The sequence below is a fragment of the Pseudoxanthomonas winnipegensis genome (assembly GCF_030322905.1).
Lineage (GTDB): Bacteria > Pseudomonadota > Gammaproteobacteria > Xanthomonadales > Xanthomonadaceae > Pseudoxanthomonas_A > Pseudoxanthomonas_A winnipegensis.
In genome coordinates, this window is sequence record NZ_CP095475.1 from 3,182,889 (window position 1) to 3,201,546 (window position 18,658).

Here is an 18,658-nt window from a genome sequence, read left to right on the forward strand (position 1 = left end):
CGCCGCTTCCATGAGCCGCCAGCGGGCGATCGCGCCGTGCATCGCATTGCACGAGCGGCCCGATGGGATTGCCGATCAAGCCGCCCTGCCCGGATGCCACGCACGCACGGCCCGGTCCCTTGGCTTCAGGCCCGACGCATGCCGATGCCCGCGATCAACACCGGCCGAAGCGCCTTACTCCAGGCTCGGATTGCGCACCGGCCGCCAGTTCGCCGGAAGACGATCGCCTTCGCTGGCCTTGACCAGCGCGCGCAGCTGCAAGCCGATGGGATCGTCTGGCGCAAGCTGATCGGCCCCGCCCGCCCAGGCCTTGCGCGCACCGGCGACATCGCCCAGCCGCGCCAGTGCATTGCCGCGCTCGACATAGCAGCCGGTGGCGAACGGCACCGCCTCGAGGATCTCCGCGCAGCGCGTGGCCACCTGCCGCCAGTCGGGCGAGGGCGTGCGATAGACCTCCTTGAGCACCTCGCGATACAGGCCGCGCACGCGCAGGCGCTTGTCGTCCATCCGGCCCTGCCAGACGCCCAGCACGCCGATCCGCCCCACCTGATGCAGGTTGCGCATGGTGACGGCCGGGTTCCAGTTGTACTCGGGCTCGGGAATGGTGCTGCTCAACCGCATCACGAACAGACCGGCGTAGCGCCCGGCGAGATTGGTGTCGTCCACGCTCTCCACGTATTCGCGCAGCGGCGAGCCGCTGCCGCGCACCCATTCGGGCATGTACATATAACTGTTGTAGAGCGTGGTTCCCGGCGGCTGGTGGGTCCGCATCCAGCGGCTGATCTCGGGCAGGCGCTGGCCCAGGTCCACGCCTTCATCGGAGAAGTTGCGCCAGCCCTCCGCGCTGCCGCCGCCCAGCTCGTTGAAGTACTCCCACAGCCGCGGCTCGCGTGCGGTCATCACCAGCGCCAGCGCGGTGGGCGCGAAGGCCAGCGGCAGCAGCCAGCGCCGCCGGACCGACACCGAGGCACGCCAGGCCAGCGCGCCGGCCAGCGTGGCCAAAGGCAGGAACAGCGGCAGCGCGTGGCGCACACCGGCATAGGTGCCGCGCGAGCCGAGCAGGCTGGCCCAGTATGCCGCCCCGAGCGCGCCCATGGTCAGCAGCAGGTGCTTCTGCCCGCTCGACAGCGGCGCGCGCCATAGCGCCAGCAGGCCCAGCAGCGCGCCGGCCAGCAGCGGCAGCGGCAGCTTGGCCGCCAGCTGGCCGGGCCAGAAGAACCACGGCGGCGCGCCCTTGAACTCGTGGCCGAACAGCTTGTGCTCGCGCTGGCCGCGGCCTTCCACGCCGGCGCGCAGCGTGTCGGCCATGCCCCACAGATAGGCCCGCGGCAGCAGGCGCGCGTCGTCCAGCGCATGCAGCACCCGGCGCTGCACGGGAGAGGCCAGGTCGTCGATCTTGGGCGCCATCGGCCGATTGAAGGCGTCGCTGCCATCGCGCCCGGCATGGAAGCGGAATCCGTACAGCGACCACAGCACGGCCACCGCGACCAGGGCGGCCAGTGCGACCGCAGCCCACCGCGCCAGCAGGGTCGCGGCGCGCTCGTGCGTGCCGGGCAGCGCGTCCCGCCGGCTGCGCCAGTGCCGCCAGGCCGCGGCCAGCAGCAGCGCCACGCCGATGCCGGCCACCGCACCGGGGGCCGAGTGCTTGGACCCGAGCGCCAGCCCCGCCGACAGCACGAAGGCCAGCCAGGCCGGCCAGCGCCAGGTGCTGGCCAGCCAGGCCGCGCTGGCCGCGCTCATGCCCAGGGCGAGGGCCACCGGCAGGTCGGTCATCAGCACCGGCAGGTGCGCGCCGACCGTGGGATCCACCGCCAGCCAGGCCAGCAGCCCGGTCGCCCACCACAGGCCCGCCACCTTCCACACCAGCAGCGCCAGCGCGGCCAGCAGGAGCAGGTTGAGCGCGAACATCGCCACGCGGATGTGGTGCTGGGAATCGGCCGGCGCGTTGTCCAGGTAGGCCATGGACTGGGTGTAGATGCGCTCGTCGTCCTTCTCGTGCAGCTCGCGCAGCGGCGGCAGCACTACCGAGGCAGGCGCCAGCCAGCCGGTCCACAGCTTGGCCAGCGGCGGGTGCTCGGGATTGATCCGGTAGTCGCCGAGCCGCGCGTAGGACACACCGGCGGCGTAGTGGTAGGGCTCGTCGAGGGTCAGGCCATCGCGGGCGGTGCCGACCATCGCGCGCGCCAGCGCCAACGCCAGCAGGGCCGCGATCAGCAGCAGTCCGGGGAATGATGCGCGCAGTCTTGGCTCCATGCCCCAGCACACGCAGCCCGCGGCGCCACCCGGACAGGCGCAGCGCGGAACGAAAGCGCGGCTACATCGAGCGCGCGCTCAGGCCGCCTGCGGCAGCGCCGGCTCGTCCGGCACCAGGCGCAGGCGCGCCGGCACTTCGCTCAGCACCTGGCCGGCGTGGGACACCAGCTGCAGGCTGCCGTCGGCGGTCTCGCACAGCGCGGTGAGGCTCTCGACCCAGTCGCCATCGTTGGCGTACACCAGGCCGTCGCGGCGCATCAGCGCGGCGCGATGGATGTGGCCGCAGACGATGCCGTCCAGGCCGCGCCGGCGCGCGTCGGCCAGGCCGGCCTCGACGAAGCGGGCGATGTAGCGCTCGGCCGCCGCGCTCTTGCGCTTGAGGTATTCGGCCAGGGACCAGTAGCGCAGGCCGAAGCGCCGCCGCATGCGGTTGACCAGCTTGTTGCCGGTGAGGATGCGGTAGTACAGCCAGTCGCCGAACTGCTCCTGCAGCCCGCCGAAGTGCGTGGCCGCATCGTAGTCGTCGCCGTGCACCACCAGCAGGCGGCGGCCGTCGGCGGTGGTGTGGATCACGCGGCGACGCACCTGCATGGCCGGCAGCATCAGCCCGCAGAAACGGCGCGCGGCGCGGTCGTGGTTGCCGGGCACGTAGATCAGCTCGGTGCCGTTGCGCGCCAGCGCGTGCAGCGCCTCGACCACGCGCTGGTGGGCGGCGTCCCAGCGCGCGCGCCGCCGCGACATCCACCACAGATCGACGATGTCGCCGACCAGATAGAGCTGCCTGCACTTGAGCCGGGTCAGGAAGTCGGCGAACTCGGCGGCATGGCAATGGGTGGAGCCCAGGTGCACATCGGAGACGAACACGGCGCGGTTCATGCGGCTTGCTCCTGCGTGGGGGTGTGCAGATAACGCTGGCGCTTGCGCGTGTGCATGCGCTCCAGGTCCAGTTCGATCAGCCCGTCGACGCAGCCGGCGAAGTCGGCGTCCACGCCGAAGGCCAGAAAGTGCGCGCCGCCCGGTTCGCACAGCTCGGTGTACTGACGGAACAGCATGGGCACCTGGGCGCCGAGCGCGGCGAGGTTCTCGCGCAGCACGGCGAAGGCCGCCTGCGCATCCAGCGTCTCGAACGCCGCCGGCACCGCCTGCAGCACGAAGGGATGGCGCGCCGTGGCGCCGGCGTCCTGGCCGTGGAAGCGCTGGTAATAGGCCACGATCTGCTCGCGCGCGGCCTGCGGCAGCGCCGCGCTCATCGACACCGCGCCGAACAGATAGCGCACCTGCGGATGGGCCACCAGGTAGGCGCCGATGCCCTGCCACAGCTGGTCGATGCTGCGGCTGTTCCAGTAGTCGGGCGCGACGAAGCTGCGGCCCAGCTCCATGCCCTGGGCGATGCGCGGCAGCGCGCCCTCGGACCAGTCGAACAGGCTGGCCGTGTACAGCCCGGCCAGCCCGCGCCTGGCCAGCACCTGCGCCCCGCGCGCCACGCGGTAGGCGCCGGCGACCGCGCCGGCCTCCTCGTCCCACAGCACGATGTGGTCGTACCAGGTGTCGTAGTCGTCCACGTCCAGCGCCCGGCCCGTGCCCTCGCCCACCTTGCGGAAGGTCAGCTCGCGCAGGCGGCCGATCTCGCGCAGCAGCGGCGAGTCGGCGGCCAGCGGCCCGGCGACGATGCGCCGGCCCTCGCTGGTGCGGCCGAAGCTCGGCAGCGCCGCGATCGCCGCGCGCAGCTGCGCCACCGGCACCGGCGCGATCAGCGCGGCCGGCGATTCGGCCCCGGCATCGGCGCGGCTGCCGAGCGCATACAGCGCGCGCCGCAGCTGGCGCAGCACGGTGGTCTCGTCGGCGTGCGTGGCCAGCGCCTGCGCCTGGCCCACGTACAGGCGCAGCGGCTGCTGGCGGCGCGCGAACATCTCGCGCGGCAGCAGCACCGTGCCGGCCGGCTTGAACACCGCAGAGGCGCCGTAGAACAGCGCCGAGTTGCGCGCCTGCACGCGCACCGGCAGCACCTGGGCACCACTGGCCCGGGCGAAGCGCACGAAGCCCGGCCGCCAGCGCGTATCGCGCACGCCCAGCGGCGACAGGCGCGACACCTCGCCGGCCGGAAACACGATCACGCACTGTCCGGCATCCAGCGCCGCGCGCACCGCGCGCAGGCTGCCGGCGGCCGAGCTGCCGCCGAATACGCGCACCGGCAGCAGCAGCGGGCGCAGCGGTGCGATGTGGGTCAGCACCTCGTTGGCGACGATGCGCACATCGCGCCGCACCTGGCCGACCAGATGCAGCAGCGCCATCGCATCGCGCGCGCCGGAAGGATGGTTGGCGACCACCAGCAGCGGGCCGCTGGCGGGAATGCGCGCCAGGGCCTGCGCATCGAAGCTGCCGTCCAACTGCAGGAATCCTTGCGCGGCGGCGACGAAGTCCCAGGGCGTGCTGTCCCGGTGCGCGTTCAGGAATGCCAGCGCCTGGTCCAGTCCGGACCAGTGCCCGTAGCGGCGCAGCAGCGGCCGGGTCAGCAGGCCACGGCGGCCGCCGAACCAGCGCGGATAACGTTCGAGCAGGGTGTCTTCCAGAGGGCGCATGGTCGGGTCCCATCCCGGTCAGCGGCGGATCTGGAACGCCAGACTGGGCCGCGATGGCGTCAGCCGCGTTGCACGCGTGCGGCACGGCGATGACACCGCCCGGCCGCAGGCCGGGGCGCGGAAAGTAACGTCCCGGCAACACGGGGCACGCCACCATGCGCGGCCGGCGCCGCGCGTGTATCATGCGCGGCCATCTTTTCATCCGAATCAAAGGATATAAGCCTGATGTCCAGCTACCTGTTCACTTCCGAATCGGTCTCCGAGGGCCATCCGGACAAGATCGCAGACCAGATCTCCGACGCCGTCCTGGACGCGATCCTGGCCCAGGACAAGCGCGCCCGCGTGGCCTGCGAGACGCTGGTCAAGACCGGCGTGGCGATCGTGGCCGGCGAAGTGACCACCAGCGCCTGGATCGACCTGGAAGCCCTGACCCGCAAGGTCATCCTGGACATCGGCTACAACAGCTCCGAGGTCGGCTTCGACGGCGAGACCTGCGGCGTGCTCAACCTGATCGGCAAGCAGTCGCCGGACATCAACCAGGGCGTGGACCGCAAGAAGCCCGAGGAACAGGGCGCCGGCGACCAGGGCCTGATGTTCGGCTACGCCACCAACGAGACCGACAGCTACATGCCGGCGGCGATCCACCTCTCGCACCGGCTGGTCGAGCGCCAGGCGCAGATCCGCAAGAAGAAGAACTCGCCGCTGTCCTGGCTGCGCCCCGACGCCAAGTCGCAGGTCACCCTGCGCTACGAGGACGGCGTGGCCACGGCCATCGACGCGGTGGTCCTGTCGACCCAGCACGATCCGGGCGTCAAGCAGAAGGACCTGATCGAGGCGGTGCGCGAGGAGATCATCAAGCCGGTGCTGCCGTCCAAGTGGCTGCACAAGGGCACCAAGTTCCACATCAACCCGACCGGCAAGTTCATCATCGGCGGCCCCGTGGGCGACTGCGGCCTGACCGGCCGCAAGATCATCGTGGACACCTACGGCGGCTGGGCGCGCCACGGTGGCGGCGCATTCTCGGGCAAGGATCCGTCCAAGGTCGACCGCTCGGCCGCCTACGCCGCGCGCTATGTGGCCAAGAACGTGGTCGCCGCCGGCCTGGCCGACCGCTGCGAGGTGCAGGTCTCCTACGCCATCGGCGTGGCCGAGCCGACCTCGATCTCGGTCACCACCTTCGGCACCGGCAAGATCGCCGACGAGAAGATCGAGAAGCTGATCCGCAAGCATTTCGACCTGCGTCCGTACGGCATCATCCAGATGCTCGACCTGATCCACCCGATGTACCAGCCGACCGCCTCCTACGGTCACTTCGGCCGCAAGCCGAAGGAATTCACCTACACCGACGGCGCTGGCACGCAGCACACCGCCACCGCCTTCTCGTGGGAGAAGACCGACAAGGCCGACGCCCTGCGCGCCGATGCCAAGCTGAAGTAAGCCTGCCGCGCGCCCGCGCCGCAGACTGCAAGAAGGCCGCTGAGAAGCGGCCTTTTTGTTTGTTGGTTCTTCGCCGAGATTCTGGCCGCTGCAAAAGCGGACGTCGCCGCCCAGCCGCGATCCGGCCGGGCGCGGCTCCTCGGCTCGATCCGCCAACGACAGCGGACGCCGGGATGAAAAGGATTGACAGCGCTGCATGCTCTTGTGGGAGCAACTGTCTCTCAAATCTAGCAGCCGCCCGTGTGTAGAGCGGAGCTCGCTCCGCTGCTCTTCGTTCGGTTCGTAGGGAAAGCCCCAGCGGAGCAAGCTCCGCTCTACAAGTGGGAGGCATGGCGGCTCCCACATGGGATCAGCACCGACCGGTGGAAGCCCCACTGTGGATGGATCAGGACGTCTTCCAGCTCGAGGCATCGAGCAGCGCTCTGCCCCCTCCCTTTCGCCGCAGGCGAAGGGGAGCTCGAAGTCGCGAACTAGCGACTGAGGGGGTGGGGTGCTTTTGCTCTTCGCTTCTGTGGCTTGACCGGGAAAGCCTCGACCCCTCCCCCTCAATCGCTAGCCGCGATTTCGAGCTCCCCTGCGCTGCGCGCAAGGGAGGGGGCCTCAAGTCGATGATTTCCTGTCACTGATCGCGTGATGCGCGAGGGGGGGGCGAACGCCCCCGCAAACCGAAGCCTTATGACTCGACGCGTGCAGCAGCGGGCCGGCGGGCGGGGGCCGCGCCTAGCGAGGCAGGATGCCGAGCGCCCGAATCAGGGCAGGATGCCGTGATTGAGGGATCAGCGGCCCCCGCCCGCCGGACCGCTGCCCCTCCGAAGCCGGAAGCACCGCTCCTCCGAAGCCACAACGCTCAGCTGCAACGCGACCTCAGGATCGCGGGAAGAACCTGTTCTTCGTGCTCCGAGCGAAAGTCCCTGGGTTCCCGCGTTCGCGGGAACGACGATAGACACATAGGCGCGGCAGATGACCCGACCGAGGGACAAGCAAACACCGCCTGCCATATCGCTGCCTCTTCGAAGCCGAACGCCCAAACGCCAAGATCATGCAATCGGAAGAACCGGCAACATGCGAAACGCCGCCTCGCCCTCAACCGATCATCTGATCCGCCAGCGCGCCCACGCGCGCCAGCACCGCGTCGCGCTGATCCGAATCGACCCGTGCGCCTTGCAGCAGCGCCACCAGCACCCACGGCGTGCCGCCCGCGAGCGGCCACAGCACCGCCAGATCGTTGCGCGTGTCGCGGCCGTTGTTGCCCGTCTTGTCGCCCACGCGCCAGCGCTTGCCCAGGCCGGCACGCAGACAGTCGTCACCGGTCTGGTTGTCGATCAGCCAGTCCGCGTACTGCGCACGCGATGCCTTGGACAGGCCATCGCCCACCGCGAAGCGCGCCAGGCTGGCGGCCACCGCCGCAGGACTGGTGGTGTCGCGCGGATCGTCGGGCGCGAAGTTGTTCATCTCCGGCTCGTAGCGATCGCTGCGGGTCACCGCGTCGCCCTGCCTGCGCAGGAACGCCGTCAGCGCAGACGGCCCACCGGCCCGCGCCAGCAGCAGATTGGCCGCGGTGTTGTCGCTGTTGGTGACGGCCGCGCGGCAGAGATCGCGCACGGTGAGGTCCTTGCCCACGTGCCGCTCCGACTCCGGCGCCCAGGACAGCAGCTGCGCCTGACGGATCGGGAGGCGCTCATCCAGCGACAGCGCCCCGGCGTCGGCCAGGCTGAGGACGTGCGCGGCCAGCAGCGCCTTGAAGGTGCTGCACATCGGGAAGCGCTCGTCCTGGCGGCGGCCCATCCGGCGGCCGGTGCCGACCTCCAGCAGGGTCACGCCCAACCGTCCCCCGCTGACCTGCTCCAGCGCGGCGAAGTCCTTGGCGCCGGCGATGGCCGCGGCCACGCCGCCCTTCGCGGCGGCAGGCGCTACCGGCGCGACGGCGGCCGCCCAGGGCGCGGCGAAGGCGGTGAGCAGCGCGGTCCCGCTGCGCTGGAGGAATCGACGACGGTCAGACATGGCGGCACTCCGAACGGTTGGGTCCCAGGATTATTGGAAGGCAGCCCTGCGGCCACCAGCGCGAAGTTTCAGGGGCAGCCATAAGCTGGATCGATGGCTTGGGCTACAGTGCCCGTCGCACGATGCCCCGCCGGCGTGCCTGCATCCTCTCCCTCCCGTACGGCCGTCATGCTCCGATCCGCCCTGCCGCTCAATGCCTTGCGCGCCTTCGAGGCGGCCGCGCGCCACCTGAACTTCACCCGCGCCGCGCTGGAGCTGCACATCAGCCAGGCCGCGCTGAGCCATCAGATCCGTGTATTGGAATCGCGCCTGCAGGTGGTGCTGTTCCATCGGCTGGCGCGCGGGGTGGCGCTGACCGACGAGGGCGCGGCGCTGTACCCGATGCTCAACGAAAGCTTCGACCGCATCGCCGGCACGCTGGATCGCTTCACCGACGGCCGCTATCGCGAGACCTTGAACGTCGGCGTGGTCGGCACCTTCGCCATCGGCTGGCTGCTGCCGCGCCTGGCGCAGTTCGGCGCGGCGCATCCGGCCATCGACCTGCGCCTGCAGACCCACAACAACCGCGTGGACCTGGCCGGCGAGGGGCTGGAGCTGGCGATCCGCTTCGGCGAGGGCGACTGGCCCGGCCAGCACAGCACCCCGGTGATGGCGGTGCGCTTCGCCCCGCTGTGCGCCCCGGCCCTGGCCAGGACCCTGCACCGCCCGGAGGACCTGGCCGCGCACACGCTGCTGCGCACCTACCGGCAGGACGAATGGTCGCGCTGGTGCGCGGCGGCCGGCATCGCGCCGCTGGATGCGCGTGGTCCGGTGTTCGACACGTCCCTGGCGATGGCCGCGGCCGCCACCGCGGGCGCCGGCGTGGCGCTGCTGCCGGTGGAGCTGTTCCAGCAGGCGCTGGACAGCGGCCAGCTCGTGCGACCGTTCGATCTGCACATCGCGCTGGGCCGCTACTGGCTCACCCGGCTGCGCTCGCGGCCCGAGAGCCCGGCCGCGCAGCAGTTCCGGCGCTGGCTCGAACAGCGCGTGGCGCAGGACACCGCGCCGGCGGACTGACGCCCCGGCTCAGGCCGCGTCGTCGTACAGCGCCATCCAGGCCGCCTCGGCCTTGGCCAGGTCGCCGGCGGCCTGCTCGCGCTGGCGGCCGAGCGCGGCCAGCCGGCTGCCGTCGGCGGCGTTGGCCGGGTCGGCCAGCTGCGCATCGATCGCGGCCACGGCCGCCTCCAGCTGCGCCACCTTGTCTTCGGCCGCCTTGAGCTTGTGCGGGTTCGGTGGCTTCTTCTGCACCAGCGGCGGGGTCGGCGGCGGTGGCGTGGGCGCGGCCTGGGCCAGCTTCTGCTTGGTGCCCTGCGCGGCCGGGCGCGTGCGCAGCCAGGCGGCGTAGTCGTCCAGGTCGCCGGAGAACGGTTCGACCACGCCATCGGCCACGCGCCAGAAGGTGTCGCAGACCAGGCCGATCAGATGGCGGTCGTGGCTGACCATCACGATGGCGCCTTCGAAGATGCTGAGCGCTTCGGCCAGCGCCTCGCGCATCTCAAGATCCAGATGGTTGGTCGGCTCGTCGAGCAGCAGCACGTTGGGCTGCTGCCAGGCGATCAGCGCCAGCGCCAGGCGCGCGCGCTCGCCGCCGGAGAAACCATCGACCACCTCGAAGGCGCGATCGCCAGGGAAGTTCCACTTGCCCAGGAAGTCGCGGAACGACTGGGTGGACGCATCCGGGGAGATCTCGCGAAAATGGTCGATGGGCGACTGCCCCTCGTGCAGCGACTCGACCGTGTGCTGGGCGAAGTAGCCGATGCACAGGTCCGGGTGCGCACTGCGCTCGCCATGCACCGGCGCCAGCTCGCCGACCAGGGTCTTGACCAGGGTGGACTTGCCCGCGCCGTTGGGGCCGAGCAGGCCGATGCGGTCGCCCGCCTCCAGGCCGAAGCCGACCTTGTGCAGAATCACCGTGTCCTCGCCGTAGCCGGCCTCGACATGGTTGAGGCGGATCAGCGAATACGGCAGGCGCGCCGGCGCGGCGAATTCGATGCGGAACTCGCGCTCGGCACGCACCGCCTCGGTGCCGGCCATCTTGGCCAGGCGCTTGATGCGGCTCTGCGCCTGGCTGGCCTTGCTGGCCTGCGCCTTGAAGCGGTCGATGAAGCTCTGCAGATGCGCGCGCTCGGCCTCGGCCTTCTCGTGCTGGATCTGCTGCTGGCGCAGGTGCTCGGTGCGCTGGCGTTCGAAGTCGGTATACCCGCCAACGTAGAGCTTGGCGCCGCCGCCATGCAGGTGCAGGGTGTGGGTGGCCACGTTGTCCAGGAACTCGCGGTCGTGGCTGATCAGCAGCAACGTGCCGGGATACTTCAGCAGCCACTGCTCCAGCCAGAACACCGCGTCCAGGTCGAGGTGGTTGGTCGGTTCGTCCAGCAGCAGGAGGTCGCTGGGCATCATCAGCGCGCGCGCCAGGTTCAGGCGCACGCGCCAGCCGCCGGAGAAGTCCTTGACCGCGCGCTGGTGGGTGTCGGCCGGAAAGCCCAGGCCGTGCAGCAGCTTGCCGGCGCGCGCCTGGGCGTCGTAGCCGCCGACTTCCTCCATGCGGATGTGCACGGCGGCCACCGCTTCCCAGTCCTCGGCGGCCATGGCATCGGCCTCGGCCTTGAGCACGGCGGCCACTTCGGTGTCGCCGCCCAGCACGAAGTCCAGCGCCGCATCGGGCAGAGCCGGAGTCTCCTGCGCCACGCTGGCGATGCGCACCTTGCCGGGCAGCTCGACATCGCCCTTGTCGGCCTCCAGCTCGCCCTTCACCGCGGCGAACAGGCTGGACTTGCCGGTGCCGTTGCGCCCGACCACGCCCACCCGGTAGCCGGCGTGCATGGCCAGGTCGACATTGGACAACAGCAGGCGTTCGCCGCGACGGAGGGCGAAATTACGCAACGAAATCATGGGGGGTTTCCGAAATAACCGAAGGGCATGAGGAGATGAGGACCCTTCCTGCGACGCCATTCTAACGTTAACGAATACTTGACTCGGAGCCCGCGCGGGGCGCCGCAACTGCGGATTTTCCGGCGCGCGGCGCGCACGGCCAAAGCGATTTCAGCCGAAACCGGGTTTGACACATCAGTTAGAAAAGCGTTAATTCGAAAGTGCATCGCGACCTCGCCCCCTGTTCAGGTGACGAGCCCTCCCCCAGCGATGCGAGCCTTTATTACCGGAGTTGCACAGATGAACCGCAAGACCAGTCCCCTCGCCGCCGCCGTGGCTCTCGCCCTGGCCGCCGCCCCCGCCTTCGCCCAGGACGCCGCGTCTTCGGCGCCCGTCAAAGCCAGCACGCTGGATACCGTGATCGTCACCGGTACGCATGTGGCCGACCGCACCGTGGCCGAATCGCAGTCGCCGATCGACATCATCTCGCCCGAGACCCTGCAGGCGACCGGCACCACCGAACTGGCCACCGCGCTCTCGCGCGCCCTGCCCTCGCTCAACTTCCCGCGCCCGGCGCTGGTGGACGGCACCAGCGGCGTGCGCCCGGCGCAGCTGCGCGGGCTCTCGCCCGACCAGGTGCTGGTGCTGGTCAATGGCAAGCGCTACCACAGCTCGGCCGCGATCAACCTCAACGGCAGCATCGGCCGCGGCTCCTCGGCGGTAGACCTCAACAGCATTCCGGTCGCGGCCATCGAGCGCGTGGAAGTGCTGCGCGACGGCGCCTCGGCGCAGTACGGTTCGGACGCCATCGCCGGCGTGGTCAACATCGTGCTCAAGGGCGCCGGCAGCGGCGGCAGCCTGGCGGTGAACTACGGCAAGTACGCCAAGGGCGATGGCGAGCAGTACCAGCTCTCCGGCGATGCGGGCATGGGCTTCGCCGACGGTCGCGGCAAGCTGCACGTGGCCGGCCAGGTCGGCTACCAGGATCCGACCAACCGCTCCGGCGCCTACGCTGGCAGCACGCCCAACACCGGCAACTTCCCCTCGGTAGGCCAGAAGGCCTTCGTGATCGGCGACCCGGACGTGAACGCCGGCGCGGTGTCGGCCAACACCAGCTTCGACTTCAGCGACCACCTCAGCGCCTACGCCACGGCGATCGCCAGCAACCGCGACATCGATTCCTACGCCTTCTACCGCTCGAAGAACCACAACAACCAGAGCGCGCTGCTGGCGCAGTTCTACCCGGACGGCTACGTGCCGGTGATCAACCAGTACTCCAAGGACCGCTCGCTGATCGCCGGGCTCAAGGGCAATACCGACGGCGGCTTCACCTGGGACGTCAGCTACAACTACGGCTACAACAAGATCGACTACCACACCCGCAACACCATCAACTACACGCTCGGCGCGGCCAGCCCGACCAGCTTCTACGATGGCGCGCTGGAGTACACCCAGAACATCTTCAACGCCGACTTCACCCAGGCGCTGGACTGGGGCCTGGCCTATCCGGTGACCTGGTCCTTCGGCGCCGAGTACCGCGGTGAGAAGTGGAACCAGTCGCCGGGCGAGTACGGCTCCTACGCCAACGCGGGCCAGGGCATCGCCGGCTCCAGCTCCGGCGCGCAGGGCTTCGGCGGCTTCACCCCGGCCAATGCCGTGCATGCCGATCGCCACAGCTACGCGGTCTACACCGGGCTGGAAGCCGACTTCACCGACAAGTTCTCCGCCGGCCTGACCGGTCGCTACGAGGACTACTCGGACTTCGGCAGCAAGGTCTCCGGCAAGCTGTCGGCGCGCTACGCCTTCACCGACCGCGTGGCCCTGCGCGCCACGGCGTCCAACGGCTTCCGCGCCCCGTCGCTGGCCCAGCAGAGCTTCCAGGCCATCTCCAGCACGATCAACAACGGCGTGTTCTTCCAGTCCGGCACCTTCCCGGCCGACACCGCTGTGGCCCAGGCCCTCGGCGCCAAGCCGCTCAAGGCCGAGACCTCGACCTCCTACAGCGTGGGCCTGGTGCTGCAGCCGACCGATGCGTTCTCGCTGACGGTCGATGCCTACCAGATCAAGATCGACGACCGCATCCTGCTGTCCTCCAACGTCAACACCACCCCGGCCGCGCGCGCGCTGCTGACCAGCCTGGGCCAGGACCAGGTGACCCAGTTCCGCTACTTCACCAACGCCGCCGACACCCGCACCCGCGGCGTGGACGTGGTGGGCACCTATGCGATCCCGTTCGCCACCAGCGGCCTGGACCTGACCGCCAGCTACAGCTACGGCAAGACCGAGGTGACCCGCCTGGACGCCTCGCCGGCCGTGCTGACCGGCCTGGGCATCACCACCGGCCTGGTCGGGCGCGACGAGATCGGCCGACTGGAAGACAGCTTCCCCAAGAGCAAGGCGATCGTCGGCGGCACCTGGCATAGCGACCACTGGAGCGTGGGCCTGACCGGCACGCGCTATGGCAGCGTCACCGTGCGCAACTCGACCACGCCGGCCAACGACCAGACCTTCGACGCCAAGTGGCTGGTCGACGTCAACGCCAGCTACAAGCCGACCTCGCAGTGGACGCTGACGGTGGGCGCGGACAACGTGCTGGACACCTATCCGCAGGAAAACACCTACGCCAACTCCACCAGCGGCGTGTTCCCGTACAGCAACTACTCGCCGTTCGGCTTCAACGGCGCCTACGTGTACGGCCGCATCGCCTACACCTGGTAAACCGCACCAGCGTCATCGCGTGAACCCAAAGCCCCGGCCGATCTGGCCGGGGCTTTTTTCTTGCGCCCAGACACAGGGTTGGTGAGCGCACTTCGGCCACCAGCCTCGATCCGGTAGGGCAAGACTCCTCGACTCGCCAACTCTCCCAGGCTCAGCCTGGGACAGGAGAGAATTGAGCCTCCGCACCATGCCTGGTGGGAGCCGCCATGGCGGCGATGGGGCTTTCCCTGCAAAGCTTCATCGCTGCTCAGGCATGCCCGGTAGAGCCTCATCGCCGCCATGGCGGCTCCCACATTGGAGTCCGACAACGCATCTGCCGTCGGGCATGCTGCAAGGACACGTAGCGCCCATGCGCTGTCGCGAACCTTAATGATCAGGCTCTGCACACCTGGCCGAGGCTCTGGGTCGGGTTAGCAAGACTTCTTTTGAACCGAAGCCCCACTGCATGACGCGCGAGGCAGCGGTTCGGCGGGCGGTGGCCGCGACTAGCGAGGCAGGACGCCGAGCGCCCGAGTCAGGGCAGGATGCCCTGACCGAGGGATAAGCGGACACCGCCCGCCGGACCGCTGCCCACCCGAAGCCGAACAACAACCACGCGCCGCCATACCCCGATCAGGCAAAGAACGCTTTTTGTTCTTCGACGAAACTAGAAAACACCCGGCACGTGGAACGAGAGGACCGGAACGTTGCGGCACTGCGCTCCTAACGCTGATGACGCTGCGAGCAGCAGATTGGTCAATCTCCCTGACTCAAGCGCCACCACCAGGGCACGCATCGCTCTTAGACTCTCGGCATGCCCCACCTGCCAGAGCCCCTGACCGCTTCCGAGGACCACGCCGAGTTTCGGAACGTGGCGGGCCGGCCGGGCGCCGAGCTCTACCGCGCAAGCATCGTGCAGCACGCCTTCGAACCGCACACGCACCAGGCGTACGGACTGGGCATCATCGAAACCGGCGTCGAACGGTTCCGCTATCGCGGCGCCGACCACCTCGCCACCCCACAGTCTCTCGTCCTGATGCACCCCGACGTACCGCATACCGGCCGCGCGGAAACCGCAGGCGGCTGGCGCTACCGCATGCTGTATCTGGATCCGGCCCTGGTCAGCGCGCTCAGCGGCGAAGCGCACTGGTGGTTCGGCGACGTGGTGGAATCGCGCCATCCCGAACTCGCGCAGCGCCTGACCTCCCTGCACCAGCACCTGTGGCAATGCAGCGATGCCCTGCAGGCCGATGGCCTGCTGCTGGACTTCATCGCCTGCCTGCGCCCCCTGGCGCGGACCGCCATGCGTGAGCTCCGCGATGGCGCCCCCGCACGCCTGGCGCCCGTCATCGACGCCATGCGCGCCGCGCTGCACGAGCCGCTGGCACTGGCCGACCTGGCCGCCGTGGCGAACCTGAGCCCCTTCCACTTCCTGCGCAAGTTCAAGGCGCAATACCACCTCACTCCCCACCAGATGCTGATGGCCTTGCGCCTGGCCGAAGCCAAGCGCCTGCTGGCCCGGGGCATGCGCCCGGCCGATGTCGCCGCGGCCACCGGCCTGACCGACCAGGCCCACCTGACCCGCGCCTTCGCACGCCGCTACGGCGTCACCCCGGCGCGCTATCAACGCCAGATCCGCTGAGCCTCCGACACGACCGCAAGCGCAAGCTGGTACAAGACGGCGGCCGCGCCCACGCGCCACCCTGCGCCCTGACGTGACGGCATCGCAGGGGAACACCGACCATGGGCGCAGGCGTGGCATTCGCCTTGATGGCAGGCTTGATGTGGGGCCTGGTCTTCGTCGGGCCGCTGCTGCTGCCCGAGTACCCGCCCATCCTCCACACCCTGGGCCGCTACCTGGCGTTCGGCCTGATCACGCTGCCGCTGGCCTGGTGGGACCGCGCCGAACTGCGGCGACTCACGCGCGCCGACTGGACCGAAGCGCTCAAGCTCTCGGTGGTCGGCAACTTCCTGTACTACCTGTGTCTTTCCAGCGCCATCCAGCGCGCCGGCGCGCCCTTGCCGACCATGATCATCGGCACCCTGCCCGTGGTCATCGCCATCGCCGCCAACCTGCGCAACCACGCCCGCGACGGGCGTCTGCCCTGGCCCCGCCTCGCCCCCGCCCTGTTGGTGATCCTGGCCGGCATCGCCTGCGTCAACCAGGTCGAGATGGCCGCACTCGCCCACGCCTCCCAGGCCCAGCGCAGCCGCTACCTGTGGGGCGCGATCCTCGCGGTGGGCGCCGTCGCCTGCTGGACCTGGTATCCCCTGCGCAACGGCGACTGGATGCGCGCCCATCCGAACCGCAAGGCGCGCGCCTGGGCCACGGCCCAGGGCCTGGCGACCCTGCCGATCGCCCTGCTCGGCTATGCGGCCTATCTGGCCTGGCGCTACGCAACGGCGAGCGCGACGGTGGATGTGGCGCCGCTGGGTCCGCGCCCCTGGGCCTTCGTCGGCCTCATGGGCGCCATCGGGCTGCTGTCTTCCTGGGCCGGCACGCTGTGCTGGAATGCCGCCAGCCAACGCCTGCCCACCGCGCTGGTGGGCCAGCTCATCGTGTTCGAGACCCTGGCCGCCCTGCTCTACGCCTTCCTGCTGCGCGGCACCTGGCCCGGCGGCGTGATGCTGCTCGGGGTCGGGCTGCTGATCGCGGGCGTGCTGGTGGCCGTGCGTATCCGGCCCGAAGTGCATCTCTAGCGGGCTGTGCGGTGGCAGGTGTCGCCGCCTCGGTGTTTCGCACGCGACCGCCGAAGTCCACGGATAGTCAGACATGCGTCTGCCGAAAGGCACTTCCCGCGTTCGCGGGCATGACGGTGGTTGGGGGCGGGTGAGGCCGAGCGGGGCGCGCAGCCACCACAAGGTCGCATCGGCATGAAGCGAACGGCGATGGGCGTAAGGTCGGGGCATCGCAGCTGTCGGTTCGGTCATGATCGATAGGCCGCATGAACCGTTCGGTCATTTTCGATTTGCGCAGCCTGTTCATGCTGAGCCAAACTCGACGGCTCGCAACACCAAGGACGCCCATGCATCACGACACCAGCCTGATCGACATCATCGCCGTCGGCCTGGCCGTGGCCTTCGTGTTGGGCGCGCTGGCCAACAAGCTCAAGCTCTCGCCGCTGGTGGGCTATCTGGTGGCCGGCATGATCGTCGGGCCGTTCACCCCCGGCTTCGTTGCCGACCAGGACCTGGCCACGCAGCTGTCCGAGCTGGGTGTGATGCTGCTGATGTTTGGCGTGGGCCTGCACTTCTCGCTCGAAGACCTGATGTCGGTCAAGAAGATCGCCATCCCCGGCGCGGTCGTGCAGATCACCGTGGCCACGCTGCTGGGCTTCGGCCTGGCCTGGTGGATGGGCTGGAACCCGATGCAGGGCTTCGTCTTCGGCCTGGCGCTGTCGGTGGCCAGTACCGTGGTGCTGCTGCGGGCGATGGAGGAGCGGCGCATGCTCGACACCAGCCGCGGCCGCATCGCGGTGGGCTGGCTGATCGTGGAGGACCTGGCCATGGTCCTGGCGCTGGTGCTGCTGCCGGCGCTAGCCGGCGCGCTGGGCGAAGGCGAGGCCGGCGCCCGGGCCGGCGGCGGGGCGTGGATGGAGATCGCCAAGGCGATGGGCGCCACGCTGCTGCAGGTGGCCGCGTTCGTGGCGGTGATGCTGCTGGTCGGGCGTCGGGTGATCCCCTGGACGCTGGAGCGCGTCGCGGCGACCGGCTCGCGCGAGCTGTTCACCCTGTCGGTGCTGGCGATCGCGCTGGGCGTGGCCTTCGGCTCGGCCAAGCTGTTCGGGGTGAGCTTCGCCCTGGGCGCGTTCTTCGCCGGCATGCTGCTCAACGAGTCCGAGCTAAGCCACAAGGCGGCCAACGATTCGCTGCCGCTGCGCGATGCGTTCGCGGTGCTGTTCTTCGTCTCGGTCGGCATGCTGTTCGACCCGACCATCGTGGTGAAGTACCCGCTGCAGGTGCTGGCCACCTTCCTGATCATCGTGGTCGGCAAGTCGCTGGCGGCCTATGCCATCGTGCGCAGCTTCGGCTATCCCAAGGGCACGGCGCTCACCATCTCGGCCAGCCTGGCGCAGATCGGCGAGTTCTCCTTCATCCTGGCCGGCCTGGGCCTGGCCCTGAAGATCCTGCCGCAGGAGGGGCACGACCTGATCCTGGCCGGCGCACTGCTCTCGATCGTGGCAAACCCCTTCCTGTTCACCGCGCTGGACCGCTGGCTGCGGCGCCATCCGCAGGATGCCCCCGGCATCCCGGCGGTCGAGCCCGAGCCCCTGCCCGGCCCGCCGCTGCGCGCAGGCGAGCACGCCATCGTGATCGGCTACGGCCGGGTCGGCAGCAACCTGGTGCACGTGCTGCACGAGCGCGGCGTGCCGGTGGTGGTGATCGACGACAGCCGCGACAACGTCGACAAGGCGCACGCGGCCGGCATTGCCGCCATCCGCGGCAGCGCGGCGGCCGATGCGGTGCTGGCCGAGGCCCAGCCGGACAAGGCGCGCATCGCGGTGCTGGCCATCCCGCAGCCGCTGGAGGCCGGCGAGGCCATCGCCAAGCTGCGCGCGCTCAATCCCGAGCTGACCGTGCTGGCGCGCGCACACAGCGAGGCCGAGGTCGAACACCTGCTCGAACACGGCGCCGATGCCGCCGTGCTGGCCGAGCGCGAACTGGCGTTCTCGCTGGCCGAGATGATCATGGCCATGCCGCCCTACCGCCAGGGCCGCCCGCCCGCTGCCGAGCCGGCCGCAACGTCTGCCTGAGGCGGCCGCACACCCGCCCCGGCGCCGCGG

Annotated in this window: 11 protein-coding genes; 6 read left to right on the top strand and 5 right to left on the bottom strand. The window is 69.9% G+C overall.

Translation table 11 applies throughout. The features are described 5' to 3' along the window. Window positions 1-174: 174 nt before the first annotated feature. From MWN52_RS14080 to olsF, 3 genes are all read right to left on the bottom strand, one after another. Window positions 175-2,253, bottom strand: coding sequence for a hypothetical protein (locus MWN52_RS14080; protein WP_286575121.1), 2,079 nt, complete (start codon window positions 2,251-2,253; stop codon window positions 175-177). Between the two features lie 78 nt (window positions 2,254-2,331). Beyond that, the gene (locus tag MWN52_RS14085; RefSeq protein ID WP_286575122.1) at window positions 2,332-3,129 is read right to left on the bottom strand and encodes a UDP-2,3-diacylglucosamine diphosphatase; all 798 of its coding nucleotides are present in this window, start codon (window positions 3,127-3,129) and stop codon (window positions 2,332-2,334) included. After that, complete coding sequence (gene olsF / locus MWN52_RS14090) at window positions 3,126-4,832, bottom strand: bifunctional ornithine lipid synthase OlsF (protein ID WP_286575123.1); 1,707 nt, start codon at window positions 4,830-4,832, stop codon at window positions 3,126-3,128. The genes MWN52_RS14085 and olsF overlap by 4 nt, the downstream gene beginning before the upstream one ends. A gap of 225 nt (window positions 4,833-5,057) precedes the next feature. Between olsF and metK the strand changes: the two genes are divergently transcribed. Next, window positions 5,058-6,269: a methionine adenosyltransferase gene (gene metK / locus MWN52_RS14095; protein ID WP_130535230.1), complete on the top strand. Its 1,212-nt coding sequence runs from the start codon at window positions 5,058-5,060 to the stop codon at window positions 6,267-6,269. A gap of 1,083 nt (window positions 6,270-7,352) precedes the next feature. On the opposite strand, the gene bla is transcribed toward metK, so the two are convergent. Further along, window positions 7,353-8,270 carry a class A beta-lactamase gene (gene bla / locus MWN52_RS14100; protein ID WP_286575124.1) on the bottom strand — a complete coding sequence of 306 codons (918 nt, stop codon included), beginning with the start codon at window positions 8,268-8,270 and terminating at the stop codon, window positions 7,353-7,355. Window positions 8,271-8,438: 168 nt separating this feature from the next. On the opposite strand from bla, the gene MWN52_RS14105 reads away from it, so the two are divergent. Beyond that, the gene (locus tag MWN52_RS14105; protein ID WP_286575125.1) at window positions 8,439-9,326 is read left to right on the top strand and encodes a LysR family transcriptional regulator; all 888 of its coding nucleotides are present in this window, start codon (window positions 8,439-8,441) and stop codon (window positions 9,324-9,326) included. A gap of 9 nt (window positions 9,327-9,335) precedes the next feature. Here the strand turns inward: MWN52_RS14105 and MWN52_RS14110 are convergent, their stop codons facing one another. Next, window positions 9,336-11,198: an ABC-F family ATP-binding cassette domain-containing protein gene (locus MWN52_RS14110; protein WP_130517261.1), complete on the bottom strand. Its 1,863-nt coding sequence runs from the start codon at window positions 11,196-11,198 to the stop codon at window positions 9,336-9,338. A 279-nt stretch (window positions 11,199-11,477) separates the two neighbouring features. Between MWN52_RS14110 and MWN52_RS14115 the strand changes: the two genes are divergently transcribed. From MWN52_RS14115 to ybaL, 4 genes are all read left to right on the top strand, one after another. Then, window positions 11,478-13,895, top strand: a complete 2,418-nt coding sequence (locus tag MWN52_RS14115; RefSeq protein WP_286575126.1) for a TonB-dependent receptor — start codon at window positions 11,478-11,480, stop codon at window positions 13,893-13,895. Between the two features lie 793 nt (window positions 13,896-14,688). Then, window positions 14,689-15,516 (top strand): AraC family transcriptional regulator, encoded by an 828-nt coding sequence (locus tag MWN52_RS14120; RefSeq protein WP_286575127.1) that lies wholly within the window; start codon window positions 14,689-14,691, stop codon window positions 15,514-15,516. Window positions 15,517-15,644: 128 nt separating this feature from the next. Then, on the top strand, window positions 15,645-16,574 hold the full coding sequence (locus tag MWN52_RS14125) for a DMT family transporter (RefSeq protein ID WP_425608040.1): 930 nt from the start codon (window positions 15,645-15,647) through the stop codon (window positions 16,572-16,574). Window positions 16,575-16,900: 326 nt separating this feature from the next. Then, window positions 16,901-18,628, top strand: coding sequence for a YbaL family putative K(+) efflux transporter (ybaL, locus tag MWN52_RS14130; RefSeq protein WP_286575129.1), 1,728 nt, complete (start codon window positions 16,901-16,903; stop codon window positions 18,626-18,628). Window positions 18,629-18,658: the final 30 nt, after the last annotated feature.

Coding starts and splice junctions, on each gene's coding strand:
- MWN52_RS14110 (WP_130517261.1), bottom strand. CDS start 11,198: ATGATTTCGTTGCGTAATTTCGCCCTCCGTCGCGGCGAACGCCTGCTG.
- MWN52_RS14105 (WP_286575125.1), top strand. CDS start 8,439: ATGCTCCGATCCGCCCTGCCGCTCAATGCCTTGCGCGCCTTCGAGGCG.
- MWN52_RS14085 (WP_286575122.1), bottom strand. CDS start 3,129: ATGAACCGCGCCGTGTTCGTCTCCGATGTGCACCTGGGCTCCACCCAT.
- olsF (WP_286575123.1), bottom strand. CDS start 4,832: ATGCGCCCTCTGGAAGACACCCTGCTCGAACGTTATCCGCGCTGGTTC.
- MWN52_RS14125 (WP_425608040.1), top strand. CDS start 15,645: ATGGCAGGCTTGATGTGGGGCCTGGTCTTCGTCGGGCCGCTGCTGCTG.
- MWN52_RS14115 (WP_286575126.1), top strand. CDS start 11,478: ATGAACCGCAAGACCAGTCCCCTCGCCGCCGCCGTGGCTCTCGCCCTG.
- metK (WP_130535230.1), top strand. CDS start 5,058: ATGTCCAGCTACCTGTTCACTTCCGAATCGGTCTCCGAGGGCCATCCG.
- ybaL (WP_286575129.1), top strand. CDS start 16,901: ATGCATCACGACACCAGCCTGATCGACATCATCGCCGTCGGCCTGGCC.
- MWN52_RS14080 (WP_286575121.1), bottom strand. CDS start 2,253: ATGGAGCCAAGACTGCGCGCATCATTCCCCGGACTGCTGCTGATCGCG.
- bla (WP_286575124.1), bottom strand. CDS start 8,270: ATGTCTGACCGTCGTCGATTCCTCCAGCGCAGCGGGACCGCGCTGCTC.
- MWN52_RS14120 (WP_286575127.1), top strand. CDS start 14,689: ATGCCCCACCTGCCAGAGCCCCTGACCGCTTCCGAGGACCACGCCGAG.